This window comes from Nocardia sp. NBC_01329 (assembly GCF_035956715.1).
In the GTDB taxonomy this organism is placed as follows: Bacteria; Actinomycetota; Actinomycetes; order Mycobacteriales; family Mycobacteriaceae; genus Nocardia.
In genome coordinates this window covers 281,003-297,801 of record NZ_CP108381.1, presented here as the reverse complement: position 1 = coordinate 297,801, position 16,799 = coordinate 281,003, and the positions used below count along the sequence as shown (strand labels likewise).

General features: G+C 66.8%; 19 protein-coding genes and 1 pseudogene. 11 read left to right on the top strand and 9 right to left on the bottom strand.

The genetic code is table 11. The annotated features are described in order from the left end of the window. Nucleotides 1-30: 30 nt before the first annotated feature. On the bottom strand, nucleotides 31-669 hold the full coding sequence (locus tag OG405_RS01360; protein WP_327149824.1) for a maleylpyruvate isomerase family mycothiol-dependent enzyme: 639 nt from the start codon (nucleotides 667-669) through the stop codon (nucleotides 31-33). A 213-nt stretch (nucleotides 670-882) separates the two neighbouring features. Further along, on the bottom strand, nucleotides 883-1,929 hold the full coding sequence (locus tag OG405_RS01355) for an NAD(P)H-dependent flavin oxidoreductase (RefSeq protein ID WP_327149823.1): 1,047 nt from the start codon (nucleotides 1,927-1,929) through the stop codon (nucleotides 883-885). A 191-nt stretch (nucleotides 1,930-2,120) separates the two neighbouring features. Between OG405_RS01355 and OG405_RS01350 the strand changes: the two genes are divergently transcribed. Next, nucleotides 2,121-2,894, top strand: coding sequence for a CPBP family intramembrane glutamic endopeptidase (locus tag OG405_RS01350; RefSeq protein WP_327149822.1), 774 nt, complete (start codon nucleotides 2,121-2,123; stop codon nucleotides 2,892-2,894). Between the two features lie 49 nt (nucleotides 2,895-2,943). Here OG405_RS01350 and OG405_RS01345 read toward each other — a convergent pair whose 3' ends face one another. Beyond that, the gene (locus OG405_RS01345; RefSeq protein ID WP_327149821.1) at nucleotides 2,944-4,842 is read right to left on the bottom strand and encodes an alkyl/aryl-sulfatase; all 1,899 of its coding nucleotides are present in this window, start codon (nucleotides 4,840-4,842) and stop codon (nucleotides 2,944-2,946) included. 188 nt (nucleotides 4,843-5,030) lie between these two features. Between OG405_RS01345 and OG405_RS01340 the strand changes: the two genes are divergently transcribed. Beyond that, entirely contained in the window at nucleotides 5,031-5,501 is a 471-nt protein-coding gene (locus OG405_RS01340; RefSeq protein WP_327149820.1) for an SRPBCC family protein, read from the top strand. Between the two features lie 83 nt (nucleotides 5,502-5,584). Here OG405_RS01340 and OG405_RS01335 read toward each other — a convergent pair whose 3' ends face one another. The 3 genes from OG405_RS01335 to OG405_RS01325 form a co-directional block, all read right to left on the bottom strand. Further along, nucleotides 5,585-6,007 carry a PPOX class F420-dependent oxidoreductase gene (locus tag OG405_RS01335; protein WP_327149819.1) on the bottom strand — a complete coding sequence of 141 codons (423 nt, stop codon included), beginning with the start codon at nucleotides 6,005-6,007 and terminating at the stop codon, nucleotides 5,585-5,587. Nucleotides 6,008-6,037: 30 nt separating this feature from the next. Then, nucleotides 6,038-7,474, bottom strand: a complete 1,437-nt coding sequence (locus OG405_RS01330; RefSeq protein ID WP_327149818.1) for a DHA2 family efflux MFS transporter permease subunit — start codon at nucleotides 7,472-7,474, stop codon at nucleotides 6,038-6,040. Between the two features lie 73 nt (nucleotides 7,475-7,547). Then, nucleotides 7,548-8,027, bottom strand: coding sequence for a MarR family winged helix-turn-helix transcriptional regulator (locus OG405_RS01325; protein ID WP_327149817.1), 480 nt, complete (start codon nucleotides 8,025-8,027; stop codon nucleotides 7,548-7,550). Nucleotides 8,028-8,303: 276 nt separating this feature from the next. On the opposite strand from OG405_RS01325, the gene OG405_RS01320 reads away from it, so the two are divergent. Both OG405_RS01320 and OG405_RS01315 read left to right on the top strand, forming a co-directional pair. Next, the gene (locus tag OG405_RS01320) at nucleotides 8,304-9,713 is read left to right on the top strand and encodes a flavin monoamine oxidase family protein (protein WP_327149816.1); all 1,410 of its coding nucleotides are present in this window, start codon (nucleotides 8,304-8,306) and stop codon (nucleotides 9,711-9,713) included. A 98-nt stretch (nucleotides 9,714-9,811) separates the two neighbouring features. Beyond that, complete coding sequence (locus OG405_RS01315; RefSeq protein WP_327149815.1) at nucleotides 9,812-10,201, top strand: VOC family protein; 390 nt, start codon at nucleotides 9,812-9,814, stop codon at nucleotides 10,199-10,201. A gap of 41 nt (nucleotides 10,202-10,242) precedes the next feature. Here OG405_RS01315 and OG405_RS01310 read toward each other — a convergent pair whose 3' ends face one another. Together OG405_RS01310 and OG405_RS01305 are read right to left on the bottom strand one after the other, a co-directional pair. Next, nucleotides 10,243-10,407, bottom strand: coding sequence for a hypothetical protein (locus tag OG405_RS01310; RefSeq protein ID WP_327149814.1), 165 nt, complete (start codon nucleotides 10,405-10,407; stop codon nucleotides 10,243-10,245). 100 nt (nucleotides 10,408-10,507) lie between these two features. After that, nucleotides 10,508-10,915 carry a RidA family protein gene (locus OG405_RS01305; RefSeq protein ID WP_327149813.1) on the bottom strand — a complete coding sequence of 136 codons (408 nt, stop codon included), beginning with the start codon at nucleotides 10,913-10,915 and terminating at the stop codon, nucleotides 10,508-10,510. Between the two features lie 59 nt (nucleotides 10,916-10,974). On the opposite strand from OG405_RS01305, the gene OG405_RS01300 reads away from it, so the two are divergent. From OG405_RS01300 to OG405_RS01280, 5 genes are all read left to right on the top strand, one after another. Next, nucleotides 10,975-11,604, top strand: a complete 630-nt coding sequence (locus tag OG405_RS01300) for a TetR/AcrR family transcriptional regulator (RefSeq protein ID WP_327149812.1) — start codon at nucleotides 10,975-10,977, stop codon at nucleotides 11,602-11,604. A 43-nt stretch (nucleotides 11,605-11,647) separates the two neighbouring features. After that, nucleotides 11,648-12,934, top strand: a complete 1,287-nt coding sequence (locus tag OG405_RS01295) for an MFS transporter (RefSeq protein ID WP_327149811.1) — start codon at nucleotides 11,648-11,650, stop codon at nucleotides 12,932-12,934. Nucleotides 12,935-13,261: 327 nt separating this feature from the next. After that, on the top strand, nucleotides 13,262-13,483 hold the full coding sequence (locus OG405_RS01290) for a FitA-like ribbon-helix-helix domain-containing protein (protein ID WP_327149810.1): 222 nt from the start codon (nucleotides 13,262-13,264) through the stop codon (nucleotides 13,481-13,483). Further along, a complete protein-coding gene (locus OG405_RS01285) occupies nucleotides 13,480-13,890 on the top strand; it encodes a type II toxin-antitoxin system VapC family toxin (RefSeq protein ID WP_327149809.1) in 411 nt (136 codons plus the stop codon). The genes OG405_RS01290 and OG405_RS01285 overlap by 4 nt, the downstream gene beginning before the upstream one ends. Nucleotides 13,891-14,122: 232 nt before the next feature. Continuing rightward, on the top strand, nucleotides 14,123-14,440 hold the full coding sequence (locus OG405_RS01280) for a hypothetical protein (protein WP_327149808.1): 318 nt from the start codon (nucleotides 14,123-14,125) through the stop codon (nucleotides 14,438-14,440). A 55-nt stretch (nucleotides 14,441-14,495) separates the two neighbouring features. Here the strand turns inward: OG405_RS01280 and OG405_RS01275 are convergent, their stop codons facing one another. Further along, nucleotides 14,496-15,140 carry a dihydrofolate reductase family protein gene (locus OG405_RS01275; RefSeq protein ID WP_327149807.1) on the bottom strand — a complete coding sequence of 215 codons (645 nt, stop codon included), beginning with the start codon at nucleotides 15,138-15,140 and terminating at the stop codon, nucleotides 14,496-14,498. 87 nt (nucleotides 15,141-15,227) lie between these two features. On the opposite strand from OG405_RS01275, the gene OG405_RS01270 reads away from it, so the two are divergent. Together OG405_RS01270 and OG405_RS01265 are read left to right on the top strand one after the other, a co-directional pair. After that, nucleotides 15,228-15,779 (top strand): winged helix-turn-helix transcriptional regulator, encoded by a 552-nt coding sequence (locus OG405_RS01270; RefSeq protein WP_327149806.1) that lies wholly within the window; start codon nucleotides 15,228-15,230, stop codon nucleotides 15,777-15,779. A 113-nt stretch (nucleotides 15,780-15,892) separates the two neighbouring features. Next, a pseudogene (locus OG405_RS01265) lies at nucleotides 15,893-16,638 on the top strand (alpha/beta hydrolase). The last annotated feature ends 161 nt before the right edge of the window (nucleotides 16,639-16,799 follow it).

The following is a 16,799-nucleotide window of genomic DNA, read 5'->3' as shown; positions in this document are numbered from 1 at the left end:
TCGGGCGCTCCCGGCGGCGGCGCGAGAGCTTCAGGAGGCGCCGGACTCCAGCCGCCGACGCAGCGTATCCAGACCGTCTCCGTGCAGGTCGGCGACCGCGACCGCCCGCGCCGAGAACACCAGCAGCAGCGACAGCAGCGGGCCGCGCACCTGCGGCCCCGACCCCGAGGTGAACTCCGCGTCCTCGGCCGCCAAGGTGAGCCCGGCGGCGAGTTCCTTGCCACCGCCGAAACTCGCCGAGGTTCGCAACTGCAGCCGCAATGCGTCGGCGGTGGCCTGCACCGGGTACTCACGAGTGATCCCCAGTGGCCGCCGGATGTCCTCCCCGTGCACGATCATCTCGACCAGCCTGCTGTCACGCGGAGCGGGCGGTGTGACCGTTCGATCCAGTACCGCCCGTAACCGGTCCAGCGTCTCGGCGGGGGTCGCGGCGCGTTCCCGTTCGACGCCGTTCTCGGTGAACCGGTCGAAATCGAATCGCGCCCGCGCGAATTGCCAGCAGAAAACGGGTACCGACGTTTTCGCGGTGGCCACGATATGCGCGAGTACGTCGTGCACGGTCCACCCGGAGCACAAGGAGGGAGTCGCCCACTGTTCACCGGTGAGTCCTTCGAGATCCGCTATGAGCGCCGTCCGCTCGGACCGGACGGTCGGCCACACGTTCTCCACAGCGCCTCCAGATCGGCTCGGGCCCCGGTTCGCGGGGTGACGAACCGCACACTACGGATCGGCACCGACATATCCGCCCCTGTCCGACCCGCACACCCGAAGATCTGGCGATCCCGGGGCCACGGGGCACGATCGGCACTGGTCCATCGCCGGATCGTCGCGCAGTCGAGCTCGCGAGCCGGGCCCGCCGTCCGGACGGCACCGGGCGGCCGATCAGCCGCGCGCTGCTCCGGAAACCAGCGCCTCCTCCCAGAGCCGCCGCAGGATCGTCGGCGCCGAATCCGCCGATGCCTCCCGGAACCCCGTACCCGCCCACAGAGCCATATCTCCGGCGATGTATTTCTCGGCCGCGGCCGCCCGGATCGGACTGGTCAGATGATGGATCTGCGGATACGCGGCCGGCGCCGTGCCGTATTCGGCGATGAATTCATTGGCCAGCCCGCGGGCCGGTCGGCCGGAGAACACTCGTGTCACGATCGTCTCGGTGAACCGGGCATCGGCGAGCGCGTCCTTGTGCGCCGTTTTCGCCCCGGATTCGGCACTGCGCAGGAACGCGGTACCGAGTTGGGCAGCAACCGCCCCGTGTGCGAGTACCTCGACGATGCGCGCCCCGTCGGAGATCCCGCCCGCGGCGACCACGGGCAACGGGCACCACACCATGATCTCGTCGAGGAGATCGATCAGCGGTGTCGTACCCGGCTCGTCCTCGACCTCGAATGTCCCCCGGTGGCCACCGCCTTCGGGCCCCTGTAGACACAACGCGTCGACTCCCGCCTCCACCGCGGCTCGCGCCTCGTCCGGGCCGGTCACAGTCGCGATCACCGCCGACCCCGCGGCACGCAACCGTCGCACGGTTTCCACCGGCGGCAGCCCGAAGGTCAGCGAGACCACCGGCACCCGCTGATCGATCACCAGATCCACCTTCTCGGCGAACCGGTCGTCGTCGAATTCCCGGACCGCGGGTACTTCGATCCCGTACCGCCGCGCGGTTCCCCCGAGCCTCGTCCGGTACCGTTCCACCGCCGCGCCATCGTACGAATTACGCTGCGGCACGAAGAGATTCACACCGAATGCCGCATCGGTACGTTCGCGGACCTCGCGTATCTGCAGCGCTACCGCCTCGGGAGTCTTGTACCCGGCCGCGAGGAATCCCAGACCGCCGGCCTCCGCGACACCGGCCACCAGCTCCGGCGTCGAGGGGCCACCCGCCATCGGCGCCGCCACGATCGGCACAGCGAGATCTCCGAATTCGAACACCATCCACCTCCACGGTCGACTTCGAATCGAACGATATTCAGCCTGCTCGCCGCTCAGCGCGGCGCTGCCACCGGGTGGCCGTCACTGTTGCTTCCATCACGGACCAAGCCCGGTCCGGACCGTCGACCAGCCCGGTCACCGCTGGTCACGTAGCGTTTCGATCGGACCGGGTCGACCGATGGAAGAGTGCGACCATGACCGAGGAGCGACCATTGCCCGAGACCGCCCACGATAGCGCTTCGCCGGTGGACTTCCCGTACTACAACGGCCGCCCGGTACCGATCAGCGGCGGCCGGTGGTGGGCGGTGATGGCGGCGTGCGTCGCGGGTTTCGTCTTCCTGGTGCTGCCGATCCCGTGGGGAACGGCCGGCCGGATCGTCCCCGCCGTCGTGTTCTTCGCCCTGCCGCTGGCGGCGCTCGCTTATGTGGTGCCCGGGAACTGGAAGGCGATCTTCGGCCGGGTACGGGGCCGCGAGATACGGATCATGCTGGGCATCGGGGTGCTGAACGTGCTGGTCACTTTCGCCATCGGCCTGCTCGTGCACGCATTCTTCGATGTCGATCCCAACCCCGCCGTCGAGGGGTTGCGCGATACCGGCGCGGTCGAACGGATCGTGTTCTTCCTCTGCACTGTGCCGCAACTGTTCGGGGAGGAACTCGTCACCGTCCTGCCGCTGCTGGCACTCCTGTACGCGGGCACCCATCGGTTCGGCTGGTCGCGGCGTACCGCGCTCGTTGTCGCCTGGGTGGTTACGGCGGTGATATTCGCACTGCTGCATCTGCCGACCTACGACTGGAATATCGTTCAATGCCTGCTCATCATCGGGCCGGCCCGATTGATCCTTTCGACGGCCTACCTGTGGACGAAGAACATCTGGGTCAGCACCGGCGCCCATATCGTCAACGACTGGATCCTGTTCGGGCTCGCGCTACTGGTGGCCGGTTCCGGTGCGGCCGCCCTGGCTTGACGGGCCTATCCGTGCTCGTGGGATGACGCTGCTCATGAGATGACACTGCTCATGGGGTGACGATCGGGAAGGCGGGATCGAAATCGTCGAGTATCGCGGCCAGATCGGTCAGCGCCGCGTGATCGCCCGCGAGCCGGACCACACCCGAGGCCGCCAATTCTTCGGCCATCGCCGGTTTCAGTAGCATCCCGGTGAGTGCCTTCTTCGAACCGGTCACCGTGAGACGGGGTTCCGGCGTGCTTCCGCGCCGGGCGTTGAGCACGCCGCGGCGTACCCACATGGTCCACTGTTCTCCGAGATCGGTGAAGTCGAGAGCGATGGTGATATCGACCCCGTCGGCCCGATCCCCGACGATGTGCACCGCGACGAAGTCGAAGAGGATATCGATCGGCATGGCGAGGACGGAATCCTCGCTGGCGGTGACGTACGGTGCCGGCTGCACCCCGAGCCGCAGTTCCTTCGCGGCGCTGAGGAACACTCCACGCCATTGCGGGCCCTCGGCCTGGTACCCCATCTGTTCGTAAGAGTCGGCCTGGAGTTCGCGGGCCTCGGTGTTCTCGGGGTCGGCGAAGACCAGCGCGTGCAGGATCTGTGCGGCCCAGCGGTAGTCGGCCGCCGCGACGGCGCGCTTGCCCTCGGCCAGGATCGCGTCGGCCCCGGCGAATTCGACGAAACGGCGCGCCGATTCGACCGGTGGGTGCGGATGCAACGAGACCGGGTCGCCGTCCCACATACCCAGTTCCTTGGTGAACACCGCGCGCACATCGTGGTGCAGGGTGCCGTGGTAACCGCGGTTGGCCCAGTCGCGGCGTAATTCCTCCGGTAGTTCGATCACCTCGGCGGCCTCGAGCGGTGTGTAACCCTTGTTGGCCAGCCGTAAGGCCTGGTCGTGGATGTATTTGTAGGTGTCGCGCTGGGATTCGAGAAAGGCGGTGAGCCGGTCGTTACCCCAGACCGGCCAGGTGTGCGGGCCGTAGTGCACCTCGGCTTCGCCGCCCCAGCGTTCCAGGGTCTCGTCGAGATAGCGGGCGAAATTCCGGGCGTCGCGGGTGCGCGCGCCGCGCAGGGTCTGAATGTTGTGCAGTGAGTGGTTGGCGTTCTCCGCACAGGTGAGCGCCTTGAACTGCGGGATCCAGATATGCATCTCCTCCGGCGCCTCGGTATCGGGCGCGTACAGGAATTCGAATTCCACCCCCGCGATCTCGCGTTTCGTACCCGTCTCGGTGATCAGATCGGTGGGCGAGATATAAGAGATCAGCGGACCCGCGGTGCTGATGATGCCGATCCCGCAGGTGAGGTGGCCGCGCGCGTCGAGGTCGAGTAGGCCGCCGAAGGCATAGAAGCTACGCCGGGCCATGGCATTACCGGCGATGACGTTCTCACCGATGGCGTATTTGTCGAATTGATGTCCCGGCGCGATGATCGGCACCTTTCCCGAAGCGACGTCCGCGGGATCGACGACACCTTTCACACCGCCGTAGTGGTCGATATGGGTATGTGTGTAGATCACCGCGGCCACCGGTTTATCGCTGACATGTTCCCGGATCAGGCTCATCCCTTGCCGAGCCGACTCCACGCCCGCCATACAGTCGATGACGATCAACCCGCCGTCGCCCTCCACCACGGTGAGGTTGGCGATATCGTTGCCGCGCACCTGGTAGACGCTGTCGGTGACCTGGTAGAGCCCGCCGAGGGCGATCAGCTGACTCTGCCGCCACAGACTCGGATTCACCGATTCGGGTGCCGGATCGTCCTCGCCGATCCAGTCGAGCGCGTGCGCGTCGAATACGATCGATCCCCCGTCGTCCACGACATTGCCCGGGAGTTCGGCGATCAGTCCCCGGCGCACATCGCCGAAATCCTGCCGGTTCGCCAGATCGTAGAGGGCGGCCGCATCGTGGTTGGTCCGGGCCGTCGCCGCTGTCGCAGGTTCGGGTTCATAGCACATACCGGCAGTTCCTCCCTGATGAACGGGGTCGTTCGGCTCCGAAAGGGTAGGCCGGGACCCATCCGGCGGGATTCGCCCGAAACGGGTGAACCGTGGCAGCCGTACCCGGGCCTCGTATCGATGCATAATGCCGGTGACCGTGGCGCATCTCGTGACGTCGCGCCTACCTCCCCGCAGGAGAAGAGGGTATGTCCGATTCGAGTACGTTCGTCGTCGAACGCGCGACCACTATCGCCGCTCCCGAACCCCGGATACGTGCACTCGTCGACGACTTCCATCATTGGCGTGACTGGTCGCCGTGGGAGGACGCCGATCCCGACCTGCACCGGGCCTACTCCGGTCCCGGTTCGGGAGTGGGTGCCCGCTACGACTGGACGGGCAACCGCAAGGCGGGTGCCGGGGCGATGACGATCACCGCGTCCGAGCCCGGGCGGGTCGGGATCGACCTGGACTTCCGCAAACCGTTCAAGAACCGGAACGAGGTGACATTCCTGCTGGTACCGACCGGCGACACCACCGAGGTGACCTGGCGGATGACCGGCCGCAAGAACCTGTTCTTCACACTGTTCGGCTTCCTGTTCCCCATGGACCGGTTCATCGGGCCCGACTTCGAGAAGGGTCTCGTGCGGTTGAAGGGCCGAGCCGAGGCATCCGCCTGATCCACTCCCGGAATCGACCACGATGAACGACAGCGCGGGCGCGGTGGAGCTCACCGTGCCCGCGCTGTCGAAGCGGCCCGGCTTCAGCCCGCGGTGTGCGCGGCGGGATCCGGTACGGAGAACCCGGTGATCCGTTCGGGTGTCACGCGGACGATGAACCGGCGGAGATTCTCGGGTTCGGGAGGCGGGTTCTGGCCCAGGTATTTCTGCGAGAGTCGCACCGGCAGCGTCTTGTCCGGGTCCTCGATCAATTCGGCGGTGCCCTGGATATCCACGGAGCGATAGGGGTTCGCGGAATCGAAGACGGTGAGCCCGATCCGGGGGTCTCGGGTCAGATTCCGGACCTTGCGGCGACCGGTCGTCGAGGAGAACAGGATCGCGTCGCCTTCCCGGTCCATCCAGACCACCGAGGTCTGGGGCCGGCCGTCCGGTTCGATGGTCGCCACCGTGGCGAAGTTCTTCCCGTCCAGCAGACGGCGCGCTTCGTCGGTCAGTTCGATCGTCATGACAATTCCTTCGTTTCGTTTCCGGTGATATCAGGCGACCGGAGCGGCCGGGCGATCCGCGCGAGTCGGGAGAGCGGTGGTGGATACGGGCCGCAGCACGGTGACCGCGACACCGAGAGCGGCCACCAGTAGCGCGGCGGCGACGGCGAAAGCCACCCGGTACCCGCCGGTCAGTGCCTCGGAAGTGGGTGTTGCGGAGTCCAGCAGCGCACCGGTGCGGGCGGCGGCGACAGTGGTCAGCACCGCGACACCGAGCGCCATCCCGATCTGCTGGGTGGTGTTGAACAGCCCGGAGACCAGTCCCGCGTCACCGGCTTCGGCACCGGACATACCCAGCGCGGTGAGCGCCGGAAGGACCAGCCCGAATCCGGCGATCAGCACCATCACCGGCAGCAGGTCCGGAAGGTAGGAGGCGTGCACCGGCAACCATGCGAGCCGGACCATGGCTGCTGCCAAGAGCAGCAGACCCGCGATCAGCACTGCGCGTTCACCGAACCGGATGATGAGCCGGGCCGAGACGAACAGCGATACCCCGCCGATCGTGACGGCGGCGGGCAGCATGGCCAGGCCGGTCTCCAGTGCTCCGTAGCCGAGCACACGCTGCAGATAGAGCGCGAGCAGGACCTGGAAGGCGAACATCGCCGAAACCGTCAGCATCTGCACCAGGTTGGCCCCGGTGACATTGCGGGAGCGGAAGATCCGCAGCGGGAGCAGCGGGTCATCGATCCGGGATTGCCGCAGGACGAAAAAGGCCAGCAGCGCGAGAGATACGGCTCCGAGCCCGAGGGTGTGGCCCGAAGTCCAGCCGTGGTCTTCGATCTCGACCACCGTGTAGATACCGAGCATCAGTGCGCCGGTGACCAGCGCGGCACCGGGCAGATCGGCCCGGCGGGCCGGACCGTTCGCCCGATCCGCCGGCAGCACCGCGATCGCCAGAGCCACCGTGGCCAGGCCTATCGGCACATTGATCAGGAAGATCCAGTGCCAGCCGAAGGCGTCGGTCAGTACTCCGCCGAGGACCTGTCCGATCGCGGCACCGGCGGCGCCGGTGAAGCTGAAGACACCGATCGCTGCCTTGCGCTGCCGGTTCTCGGTGAACAGTGTCACCAGGATGCCCAGCGCGACGGCGGATGCCGAGGCGCTCCCGACTCCTTGGAGAAAGCGGGCCGCGATCAGCATCGCGGGAGTGGTGGCCGCACCGGCGAGCAGCGATGCCACGGTGAATATCGCGTTCCCGATCAGGAAGATCGTTTTACGGCCGACGAGGTCGCCCAGGCGGCCGCCCAACAGTAGTAGCCCACCGAAGGCGATCAGATAGGCATTGACCGTCCAGCTCAGTCCGGCGGCGGTGAATCCCAGGTCCCGCTGGATTTCCGGGAGGGCAACCGTGACGATGCTGCCGTCGAGGACGGTCATCAGGGTGGCGGCCGACAATACGGCGAGGGCGAGACGTGCGGGATAGCTCATGGTGTTCTCCTGTCCGGAACCCGACAGGAGAGACTGTAGTAGATAGTTTTGTTGCAGACAATCTGTTGGAGATCTACCGCCTGGCGCGGCGCGCGGCGGACGGCGCCTCCACCGCCTCGGCGAGATAGCCCTCGGTCAGATTTCGCAGCACCCGCAGCAGCGCCTCCCGCTCGGCGGGCGGCAGCGATCCGAGCGCCGCGCCGTGCACACCATCCACGATCCGCTGACTACGCTCGGCGACCTTGCGCCCCGCATCGGTGACGGCGATGATCCGAGCCCGGCGATCAGCCGCGGAAGGACGCCGTTCGGCCAGCCCGGCCTTCTCCAGCGCGTCCACGGTGACCACCATCGTGGTCTTGTCCATATCGCCGATGACCGCGAGTTGCGCCTGGGTACGCTCCTCCTCCAGGGCATGGACGAGCACACAGTGCATACGGGCCGTCAGCCCGATCTCCGCCAACGCCGCCGCCATCCGGGTACGCAGGACATGGCTGGTGCGATCGAGCAGAAACGACAGGTCCGGTTCGGCGCGGACAGGGGCCATTGCGGTCATGGGCCCATAGTAGTTCCGTTGCAGATCTTCTAGGGCGAGCCGATCCCGGAGCCGGTCGGCCCTCGGAGACGATATCGACGGTCGTAGCGATCTCGGCCGGCATCGCCGGAGGGCCGGAAGCGCGAACAACTCCTACGACGCCCGTGCCTCTAGACTTGCCGTACAGCTCGAAGCGCTATCCGTTCCTACTGGGTGCGCACCTCGTTTCACGGTGCGCCGACACGTGCGCCCGCCCCGCGGCGACCGCGCACGACACTTCGACCCGAGGCGGCGCTGATGACAGACGTCGACTATTGCGTGGTAGGTGGGGGATTTGCCGGACTGACCGCGGCCCTGCGACTGAAACAGGCGGGGCGGAGCGTGGCGCTGCTGGAAGCGCGCGACCGGCTCGGTGGGCGGACGTTCACCGAAACCCGGCCGGACGGGTCCTGGATCGATCGCGGCGGGGCCTGGATCGGGCCCGGTCAAGATCGGATCCGCGGTCTGATGCGGGACTACGGGGTGCCGAGCTACAAGCAGTACACCGACGGTGAGGCGATGATGCTCGTCGAGGGCAAGCAGTATCGCTACACCGGCACCATTCCGTGGTCGATGAGCCCATGGGTGTCGATGAATCTCGGCGCCGCCCTGCTCGACCTGGGACATCTCTGCAAGACCATCCCGCTCGACGCGCCGTGGACGGCCGAACAGGCCGACCGATGGGATCGCATCACCCTGGCGCATTGGCTGAATACCCATGTCGTGTCGAAAGCCGCCCACGAACTCCTCGAGACGGCCATCGCCGGCGCTTACACCTCCGCCGCGTCGGAAGTATCGCTGCTGTTCGCCCTGTACCAGATGGCGTCCGGCGGCGGGCCCGGCTTCGTCCTGGGTATCGAGGACGGTGCTCAGGATTCCCGGCCGGTGGGCGGAATGGGAGCCATCTATCGCCCGATGGCGGCCGAACTCGGCGACGCCGTCCATCTTGCCCGGCCCGTGAAACGCATCCAGCAGGATACCGACGGGGTCACGGTGTTCTCCGGCAAGACAACCGTGCGCGCCCGCCGCGTGATCGTGGCCGTTCCCTTGGCGGTCGCGAGCCAGATCCGCTACGAACCGATGCTGCCGGTCGACCGGTCGTTCCTGCACCAGCGGATGCCCAGCGGCGCCATCATCAAGATCGCGGTCGTATACGACGAGCCGTTCTGGCGGCACGACGGCCTATCGGGCCAGTCGGCGGCACCGGGCTCACCGGCCACCATCACCATCGACGCCTGCACCGACACCGGGCGGCCCGGCGTTCTCTGCGTCATCGTGGAGGGACCGATCGCACGGCGGATCGGACAACTCGACCACGCCGACCGGCGGCAGACGATCCTCGACGCCCTCGCCGAACGCTTCGGGGACCGGGCCCGCACCCCGGTCGACTACGTCGAACACAACTGGAGCAGCGAGCGCTATTCCGGCGGCGGCATGCTCAGTCACGCACCGACCGGTGTCCTCACGCAGTTCGGCCCCACCTTGCGGGAGCCGTGCGGCCGGATCCACTGGGCCGGCACCGAGAGTTCCGCGATCATGTGCGGATGGGTCGACGGTGCGGTCCGGTCGGGCGAACGGGCGGCCGACGAAGTGCTGGTAGAGGACATAGTGACCGCCTCCGGAACTCGCGCGAGCGGTTCCGGGACCCACCGCGATACGACCCGATGACCACGGTGCTCCGCCGCGGCTGTTCGAACTACAAGTTCCACTACCTGAACCGAGAACCGCTGCGGAATCTCACCGACCGCCGGCTGAAGGAGTAGAGGATGCGGATCAACATCACCAGCGTCTGGGTCGACGACCAAGCCGAGGCACTGACCTTCTATACCGACATACTCGGCTTCGTGAAGAAGACCGACGTACCGGCCGGTGAGTACCGCTGGCTGACCGTGGTTTCGCCACAGGCGCCGGCCGGGGTCGAACTGCTACTGGAACCGGACGCCCATCCGGCTGCGAAACCGTTCAAGAACGCGCTGATGGAAGACGGTATCCCGTTCACCTCCTTCGCCGTCGACGATGTGCACGCCGAATACGACCGGCTGCGGGAGCTGGGTGTGCGCTTCACTCAGCCCCCGGTGGACCACGGCCCCGTCACCACCGCCGTTCTCGACGACACCTGCGGAAATCTCATCCAGATCGCGGAGCACAAGGCCTGATCCAGATCGCCGCTGGAGTTCGGCCGCTCAGCCGTTTCCGCTCAGAACCGATCCCGGTTTTCGCGCACCCAGTCGGCGAACCGCCGGACGGGCCGGCCGAGGACCCGGTCCAGGGTGCCGTCGGGAATCCGCGCTTCCGGCGGCGGGTCGGCGTACCAGCCCACCACGTACTCGGCGTCGGCCCGCGAGGCTCGAGCCTGGTCCACGCCACTCCCGACTGCTCGACCGCTTTTTCGGCCGGGCCGACATAGCCGCCCCACAGGATAGTGATCCGCCCGACCCCGGCGTCCACCGCGCGGCGTCGGCCTATTCGATGACCGCAGTCGCCTCGATCTCCACCATCAGATCCGGCTCACCGAGACCCGCCACCCCCAGCAGGGTGATCGGTTTCAGCGGATCGATCCCGCGTTTCGCGGCTGCCCGGGATACTCCCGCACCGAGCAGCGGATATTTGTCGGCACTCCAGTCGACTACGTAGATCGTCAACTTCGCGATATCGCCGAAGGTGCCCCCGGCCGCCCGGACCGCGGTATCGACATTCAGCAGGGCCTGTTCGACCTGCGCGGCGAAATCGCCGGGCCCCACCGGATTCCCGTCGGCATCACGCGCCACCTGACCGGCGACGAAAACCAGTTTCGATCCCTGCGCCACCGACAACTGCCGGTAGACGTCCGGCTTCGGTAGCCCCTCCGGATTCATCAGAGTTACGGCCATGACATCCCCTCTCGGTCCGCGGATGCACTTAACATAACACTGATATATATTGTTGTGCCATGGTTCGCACGAAAGATCCAGCGGTCCGGTCGATGCTGATCGAACGAGCGGCCGCCATGCTCGTCGCCCGCGAAACCGTCACCATCCGATCGTTGGTGGCCGGTACGGGCGTCTCCACCATCGCGGTCTACACATATTTCGACGGGTTGCCCGGACTGTGGTCGGCAGTCCGGCAAGAGGGCTTCACCCGATTGGCCGCCCAGCTCGACAGCGTCCACCCGACCGAAGACGCGGTCCACGATCTCGCCGCGCTGGGCGCGGTCTACCTGGACAACGCACTCGCCGCCCCACACCTCTACCGGGTCATGTTCGAGGCCGATTTCGAGCTCGCCGACCCAGCCGCCGCCGACGCCACCCTGCACCATCTGGTCGTGGCCGTGGAACGCGCCAAGGACGCCTCCCGCTTCCGCCCCGATATCGACCCGCTGACCCTGGCCACACAGACCTGGCTCATCGGCCACGGCGCCGCCTCACTCGTCTCGAACGGACCACTACCGGCGGAGACGATCGAGCTGACACTTCCGGTGCTGGCAGCCCTTTTCACCGCCGCCGGCGACGACACCGCGCGCTGCCGGCGGTCGGTGGAAGCCGGATGGCGCTCCCGATTCCCGACCCGGCCCCGCACCTGAACCGTCGGCGGTGGGGCCTCCGGGAATCTGCCAGGATGGCCGCATGAGAACCACGGCTCGCCCCGGCACGATCTCCGCCGGGACTCTGGTTCTGCTGACCGCGCTCTATTTCGCGCAGGGCCTGCCGTACGGGTTCTTCACCCAGGCACTGCCCGTCGTACTCCGCGAATCCGGTTTCTCCCTGATCGAGATCAGCGCCACCGGAATCCTGTTCGCCCCGTGGGCACTGAAATTCCTGTGGGCACCCTACGTAGACCACTACGGCACCCGCCGGCAGTGGTTGTTATCGCTGCAGCTCACCGCCTCGGCGATAACACTCGGGCTCGCCTGCCTCGACCTGTCGTCCTCGCTGCGCTGGCTGCTGGTGGGCATCGCCGTGATCAACGCAGTCTCCGCGACCCAGGACATCGCCACCGACGGCCTCGCCGTGCAACTCCTCGGACCTCGACAGCGCGGCCTGGGCAACGGTATCCAGGTCGGCGCCTACCGGATCGGCATGATCGTCGGCGGCGGCGCGTTGCTGTGGCTGTTCGCACTCGCGGGATGGCGGAGCCTGTTCCTCGCGATGTCGATCCTGCTGCTGATCACCGCGATCCCGGTGTGGTGGTCACCGCGCACCACGATTCGCAGCGCATCGGAGAAGACGCCGGTGAGTCCGAGCCGGTTGACGATGGGGTGGTGGAACCGGCTGCGGCGACCGGGGATGATCGCGTTCATACTGCTCATCGGCGGTTTCAAATTCGGCGACTCTATGGGCTCGGCGATGGTCGGCCCGTTCATGTCCGATACCGGACTCACCCTCGGTGAGATAGCCCTGGTCAAAGGCGTCCTGTCCTCTGCGGGCGCGCTCGCGGGCGCGGCCCTGGGCGGCTGGCTGTGCTACCGGCACGGCCGGCGCCGCGCCCTGCTCATCGGCGGTATCACCCAGACCCTGAGCCTGGCCCTCTATCTGCTCGCCGCGCTGGGCATCGGCGGATTCGAGTTGATCGTCACCGCGAGCCTCGCCGAACACATCCTCGGCGGCGCCGCGACAGTGGCGGTGTTCACCCTCATGATGGACGCCGCCGACCCCGACCACGCGGGCAGCGACTACACCCTGCTGGCCTGCGCCGTCGTGACGGTGCAGGGGATCGCCGGTTTCGCCGCGGGGACAGTCGGCGAACTGCTCGGCTACCCGGCACTGTTCGGAACGAGCCTGGTGCTGTCGGGAATCGGTTGCACGGCGCTGATCATCGCGACAGATCGCGGCGCCGGACCGGCTGGGGTGCACGCCGTGTGGACGGTGCCGGGCCGGGCGGACGCGCACCGGCGCCCGGTCGGTCGTGGATGAGCGCCGGATCGGTTCGACGATCACGGCACAGCCGCTGAACCCGAGTCCCGCGCCCGCACTGCCGAACGTCGCGCATCGCGGGTTGCGCGGAAATCGCGTTGTTCAGGCTTCATCCCGTGCGCATACACGGAGCAGGGCGACTCGCCGGTAAGTCGGCGGCCAGGCGGCCCAGCGCTGCGCTATCGTCGGCCCCCTGATCGACCTCCCGAACCCTCGATCCGCGGCCGCCCGGGATCCCGCGTCGTACACCTTCGCTAACAGCGCATCGCTGAGCCGGGTACGCCGACACCCGAAGGCACGATCAACTCCGATGATATCATTGATTGCATGGCAAGCATAACGATTCGGGAACTGGACAGCGCCGTCAAAGAGCGCCTGCGCCGCCGGGCCGCCGCGCACGGACAGAGCATGGAAGCCGAAGCCCGGGACATTCTCGCTGCGGCGGTGCGCCCGACGCGGTTACTCCACGAACTCTTCGAGCGCAGCCGCCCCTACGCCGCCGAGCTCGACATCCCGGAGCAGCCTGAAGCAGGAGCAGCGCCACTGTGATCATCGCCGATACGAATGTGGTGTCGGAGCTGTTCAAACCGGAACCGGATGCCCGCGTACTCGCCTGGCTGGAGAAGTCCGTCGATGTGGCCGTCACGACGGTGACCATCGGCGAAGTATGGGCAGGCATCGAGAATCTGCCGGAAGGGACTCGCAAGGCAGGCCTGGCCGCGCTGGCAACGGACCTGTTCGAGGAATTCGGCGACGAAGTCGAGGTCTACGATTTCCGGGCAGCTCGCGCCTACGGTCGAATTGTCGCCGAACGCCGTCGTATCGGACGCCCGATCGGCTATGCGGACGCACAGATTGCGGCGATCTGCATGGTGAACGACTGTCCGGTGGCGACGCGGAACGTCAAGGACTTCACCAACCTCCGCATCGCCATCATCAACCCGTGGGAAGTCTGACCGATCAGGGATACAACCGGACTCGTTCGATCTGCTCGAGCGAACCCGAGCACGGAATGCGAAGGTCGACCGGTCCAGGGATGCAGCCGATCCAGTTGATGGCACGGGAAGCGACGCGGGGCCCCATTCAGGGCTGCGCGGGGCAGCAGGCGTGCCTGTCACGAACGGTTCGAGTAACAAGCGTGGCGCGTGTGCGATGTGATCCAGACAACATCGATTCAGGAGGTTCGGAATGCTTTCTGCGAAACGACTCGCTGCCGATACCGCCGTTGTGGCCGCAACTGCGGCCACTGTGCTCGCCGGTGGTGGCGTGGCCCAGGCCGACGTACCGGTGTGGCAGGCCAACTGTCACGTTTACAACGTCTTCAACACCGGCGGGATGGCCAATTGCGAGCTGCCGACCTGGCATCAGGTGAAGCTCACTTGCGTTGCGTGGCCGGTCCCGTTCACCTACTGGAAGTACGGCCCGGCGCAGTACGGCCAGAACCAGTCCTGGGCCAGTTGCGACTCATTGAACGCGATGGTGGGGATCGAGGTCATTCAAGCGTAGGTCGTTTTCGGGCCGATCTGCCCGGCGATCTCGTAGGTGTCGAGCCACCGCACTCTCACTCGCCGCGGTTCCTGTTCCACAGCTGATGCGTCAGACCGCTGGGGGTGCTGATGGACTCGACACTGAATCGCTCTTCCAGTCCGGCGAGGTGATCCCAGATCCGAACACCGGCACCGAGCACGATCGGAATGATCGACACGTGCAGAAAGTCGATGAGATCGGCTTGGAGGAACTCGCTCACGGTGGACGGCCCGCCGCCGATCCGGACGTCCAACCCGCCGGCCGCGTCTTGCGCCAAGCGAAGCGCCTCCTGCGGCGAGGCATCCACGAAGTGGAAACTGGTGCCGTTGTCGAACTCGAGTACTTCATGCGGGTAATGGGTCAGCACGAAGACCGGGGTGCGGAAGGGCGGCGCGTCTCCCCACCATCCCGTCCAGCCGTCGTCCGGCCATTCGCCCGCCTGCGGGCCGAACTTGCGACGACCCATGATCTCCGCCCCGATGCCCTGGCCCCACATACTGAACATGGCGCGATCCACGGTGACCGGTTCGTCGATTCCGTGAATGCCGTGGATGAAGCGGCCGTCGAACTTGCCGAAGAGTGCCCCCGCTCCGCCGATCGGCGCTTCGAGCGTCACGTGATCGCCGGCGGCATACCCGTCCGAGGAGACGAAGAGGTTGTGGACTCGCGTACGGGACATAACGACTCCGATACAGGTGGTTGCAAAATGAAATCACTCGCATCCTAACGTAGAGTGATTTCCATCTGCAATCACTTTGGAGGTCGGATGGCGAGAGAACAGCCCCGATCGGGGTGCGCAATCAATGCGGCGGTCGAGGTGCTGGGCGACGCCTGGAGCCTCATCGTGCTTCGCGACATCGTTTTCGGCGGTCGCCGACACTTCCGCGAGCTCCTGACGCGCAGCGACGAAGGCATCGCGTCGAACATCCTCGCCAACCGCCTCCGAAATCTGGTCGAGGAGGGCCTGCTTTCTCGTGACGATGCGACGCGGGGGCAGCGAGCGGCGTATTCGCTCACCGAGGCAGGGATTCAGACGGTTCCGGTGATGGTCGCCCTCGGGGCCTGGGGCATGCGTCATCGACCCACGTCACACGCCTTGACCGTGCGCGCTCGCATTCTGGCCGAGTCCCCGGAGCTCGTCGACGACCTCATCGACGAGCTCCGCGAGATTCACCTCGGCATTCCGCGACCCGCCCCCGAACGCCCCCTTGCGTCCGAACGACTGCAGCACGCGTTCGAGGCCGCCACAGAGGGAGCGGGGACCTGGTCCAGTGGCAGCGACGCGCCCGAACCAGCAACCTCGAACGCCGACGCCTGAACGTTCGGGCGGGGCGATTGCGGGAGCGTGGACATGATCCTGGCTACACAGATGACTTTCGGGTGGATCTCCCGTCGGTACCTCTGGGTAGACCGACAGACAGGAGTCCAGGCATGACAAGACCACTTCGATCTGACGTGACCTCGGTACGGACGAACGGTGTGGATCTGGGCATCGAGAGTTTCGGCCGCGCGGACGATCCGCTGGTCCTGCTCGTCGGCGGCACAACGATGTCCTGCGGGATCTCGCCGCCGACGCGGCCGCGCTCGTCGAGGCGCTCGGTGCCGGGACCGCCCATCTCGGTGGAGTCGGCGTCGGCGGGATGGTCGCTCAGGTGGCCGCACTGGACCACCCGGACGTGTTCTCCGCACTGACCCTCGTCGGCACTCGGCCGGTGGCCCCGGGCCCGGTCGACGAGGACCTGCCCGACCACGACCTCGCGGTCATGGCCCCGTTGTTCTCCCGCCCACGGCCGGACTGGACCGACCGGGACGCTGTCGCGGCGTTCGCCGCCTCCGGGTCCGAGGCGATGGGCAATAATCCGGAGGAGGCACGATCGACGGCGGCCCGAATCTGGGACCGGACGCGGTCGAGCCATCCCGTGGTGCACCAGGCGAATCAGCTCGGGATGGTGTTCTCCCGGATCGACTGCGCCCCACGCTGGCGTGGCCGGCTCGCTGAGCTCGACGTGCCCACGCTCGTGGTGCACGGCCGCGCCGACCCGTTCTTTCCGCTCGGCAACGGCGAGGCCCTCGCCGCCGAAATCCCTGAGGCGCGACTGCTGGTCCTCGACGACATGGGTACCGCTCTGCGACACACCGCGGCCGACCGGGTCGATGCCGCCATGCTCGCCTTGTGACCGCCGGTTGGGAGGCATCCGGAGCCGGCGGAACGCACCACAATGCCGCAGACCGCGACGACCGGATCGCCCAGCGTGCGGCGCACGAGAAACTGATCCCCACCCCGACACCACATGAGGCTGAGTAGAGCTTCTACCAGCAACGATAGATGCGCCGCACT

Coding starts and splice junctions, on each gene's coding strand:
- OG405_RS01325 (WP_327149817.1), bottom strand. CDS start 8,027: ATGACCGCAATGGCCCCTGTCCGCGCCGAACCGGACCTGTCGTTTCTG.
- OG405_RS01270 (WP_327149806.1), top strand. CDS start 15,228: ATGGCGAGAGAACAGCCCCGATCGGGGTGCGCAATCAATGCGGCGGTC.
- OG405_RS01280 (WP_327149808.1), top strand. CDS start 14,123: ATGCTTTCTGCGAAACGACTCGCTGCCGATACCGCCGTTGTGGCCGCA.
- OG405_RS01315 (WP_327149815.1), top strand. CDS start 9,812: ATGCGGATCAACATCACCAGCGTCTGGGTCGACGACCAAGCCGAGGCA.
- OG405_RS01345 (WP_327149821.1), bottom strand. CDS start 4,842: ATGTGCTATGAACCCGAACCTGCGACAGCGGCGACGGCCCGGACCAAC.
- OG405_RS01275 (WP_327149807.1), bottom strand. CDS start 15,140: ATGTCCCGTACGCGAGTCCACAACCTCTTCGTCTCCTCGGACGGGTAT.
- OG405_RS01295 (WP_327149811.1), top strand. CDS start 11,648: ATGAGAACCACGGCTCGCCCCGGCACGATCTCCGCCGGGACTCTGGTT.
- OG405_RS01330 (WP_327149818.1), bottom strand. CDS start 7,474: ATGAGCTATCCCGCACGTCTCGCCCTCGCCGTATTGTCGGCCGCCACC.
- OG405_RS01350 (WP_327149822.1), top strand. CDS start 2,121: ATGACCGAGGAGCGACCATTGCCCGAGACCGCCCACGATAGCGCTTCG.
- OG405_RS01320 (WP_327149816.1), top strand. CDS start 8,304: ATGACAGACGTCGACTATTGCGTGGTAGGTGGGGGATTTGCCGGACTG.
- OG405_RS01300 (WP_327149812.1), top strand. CDS start 10,975: ATGGTTCGCACGAAAGATCCAGCGGTCCGGTCGATGCTGATCGAACGA.
- OG405_RS01305 (WP_327149813.1), bottom strand. CDS start 10,915: ATGGCCGTAACTCTGATGAATCCGGAGGGGCTACCGAAGCCGGACGTC.
- OG405_RS01290 (WP_327149810.1), top strand. CDS start 13,262: ATGGCAAGCATAACGATTCGGGAACTGGACAGCGCCGTCAAAGAGCGC.
- OG405_RS01355 (WP_327149823.1), bottom strand. CDS start 1,929: ATGGTGTTCGAATTCGGAGATCTCGCTGTGCCGATCGTGGCGGCGCCG.
- OG405_RS01335 (WP_327149819.1), bottom strand. CDS start 6,007: ATGACGATCGAACTGACCGACGAAGCGCGCCGTCTGCTGGACGGGAAG.
- OG405_RS01340 (WP_327149820.1), top strand. CDS start 5,031: ATGTCCGATTCGAGTACGTTCGTCGTCGAACGCGCGACCACTATCGCC.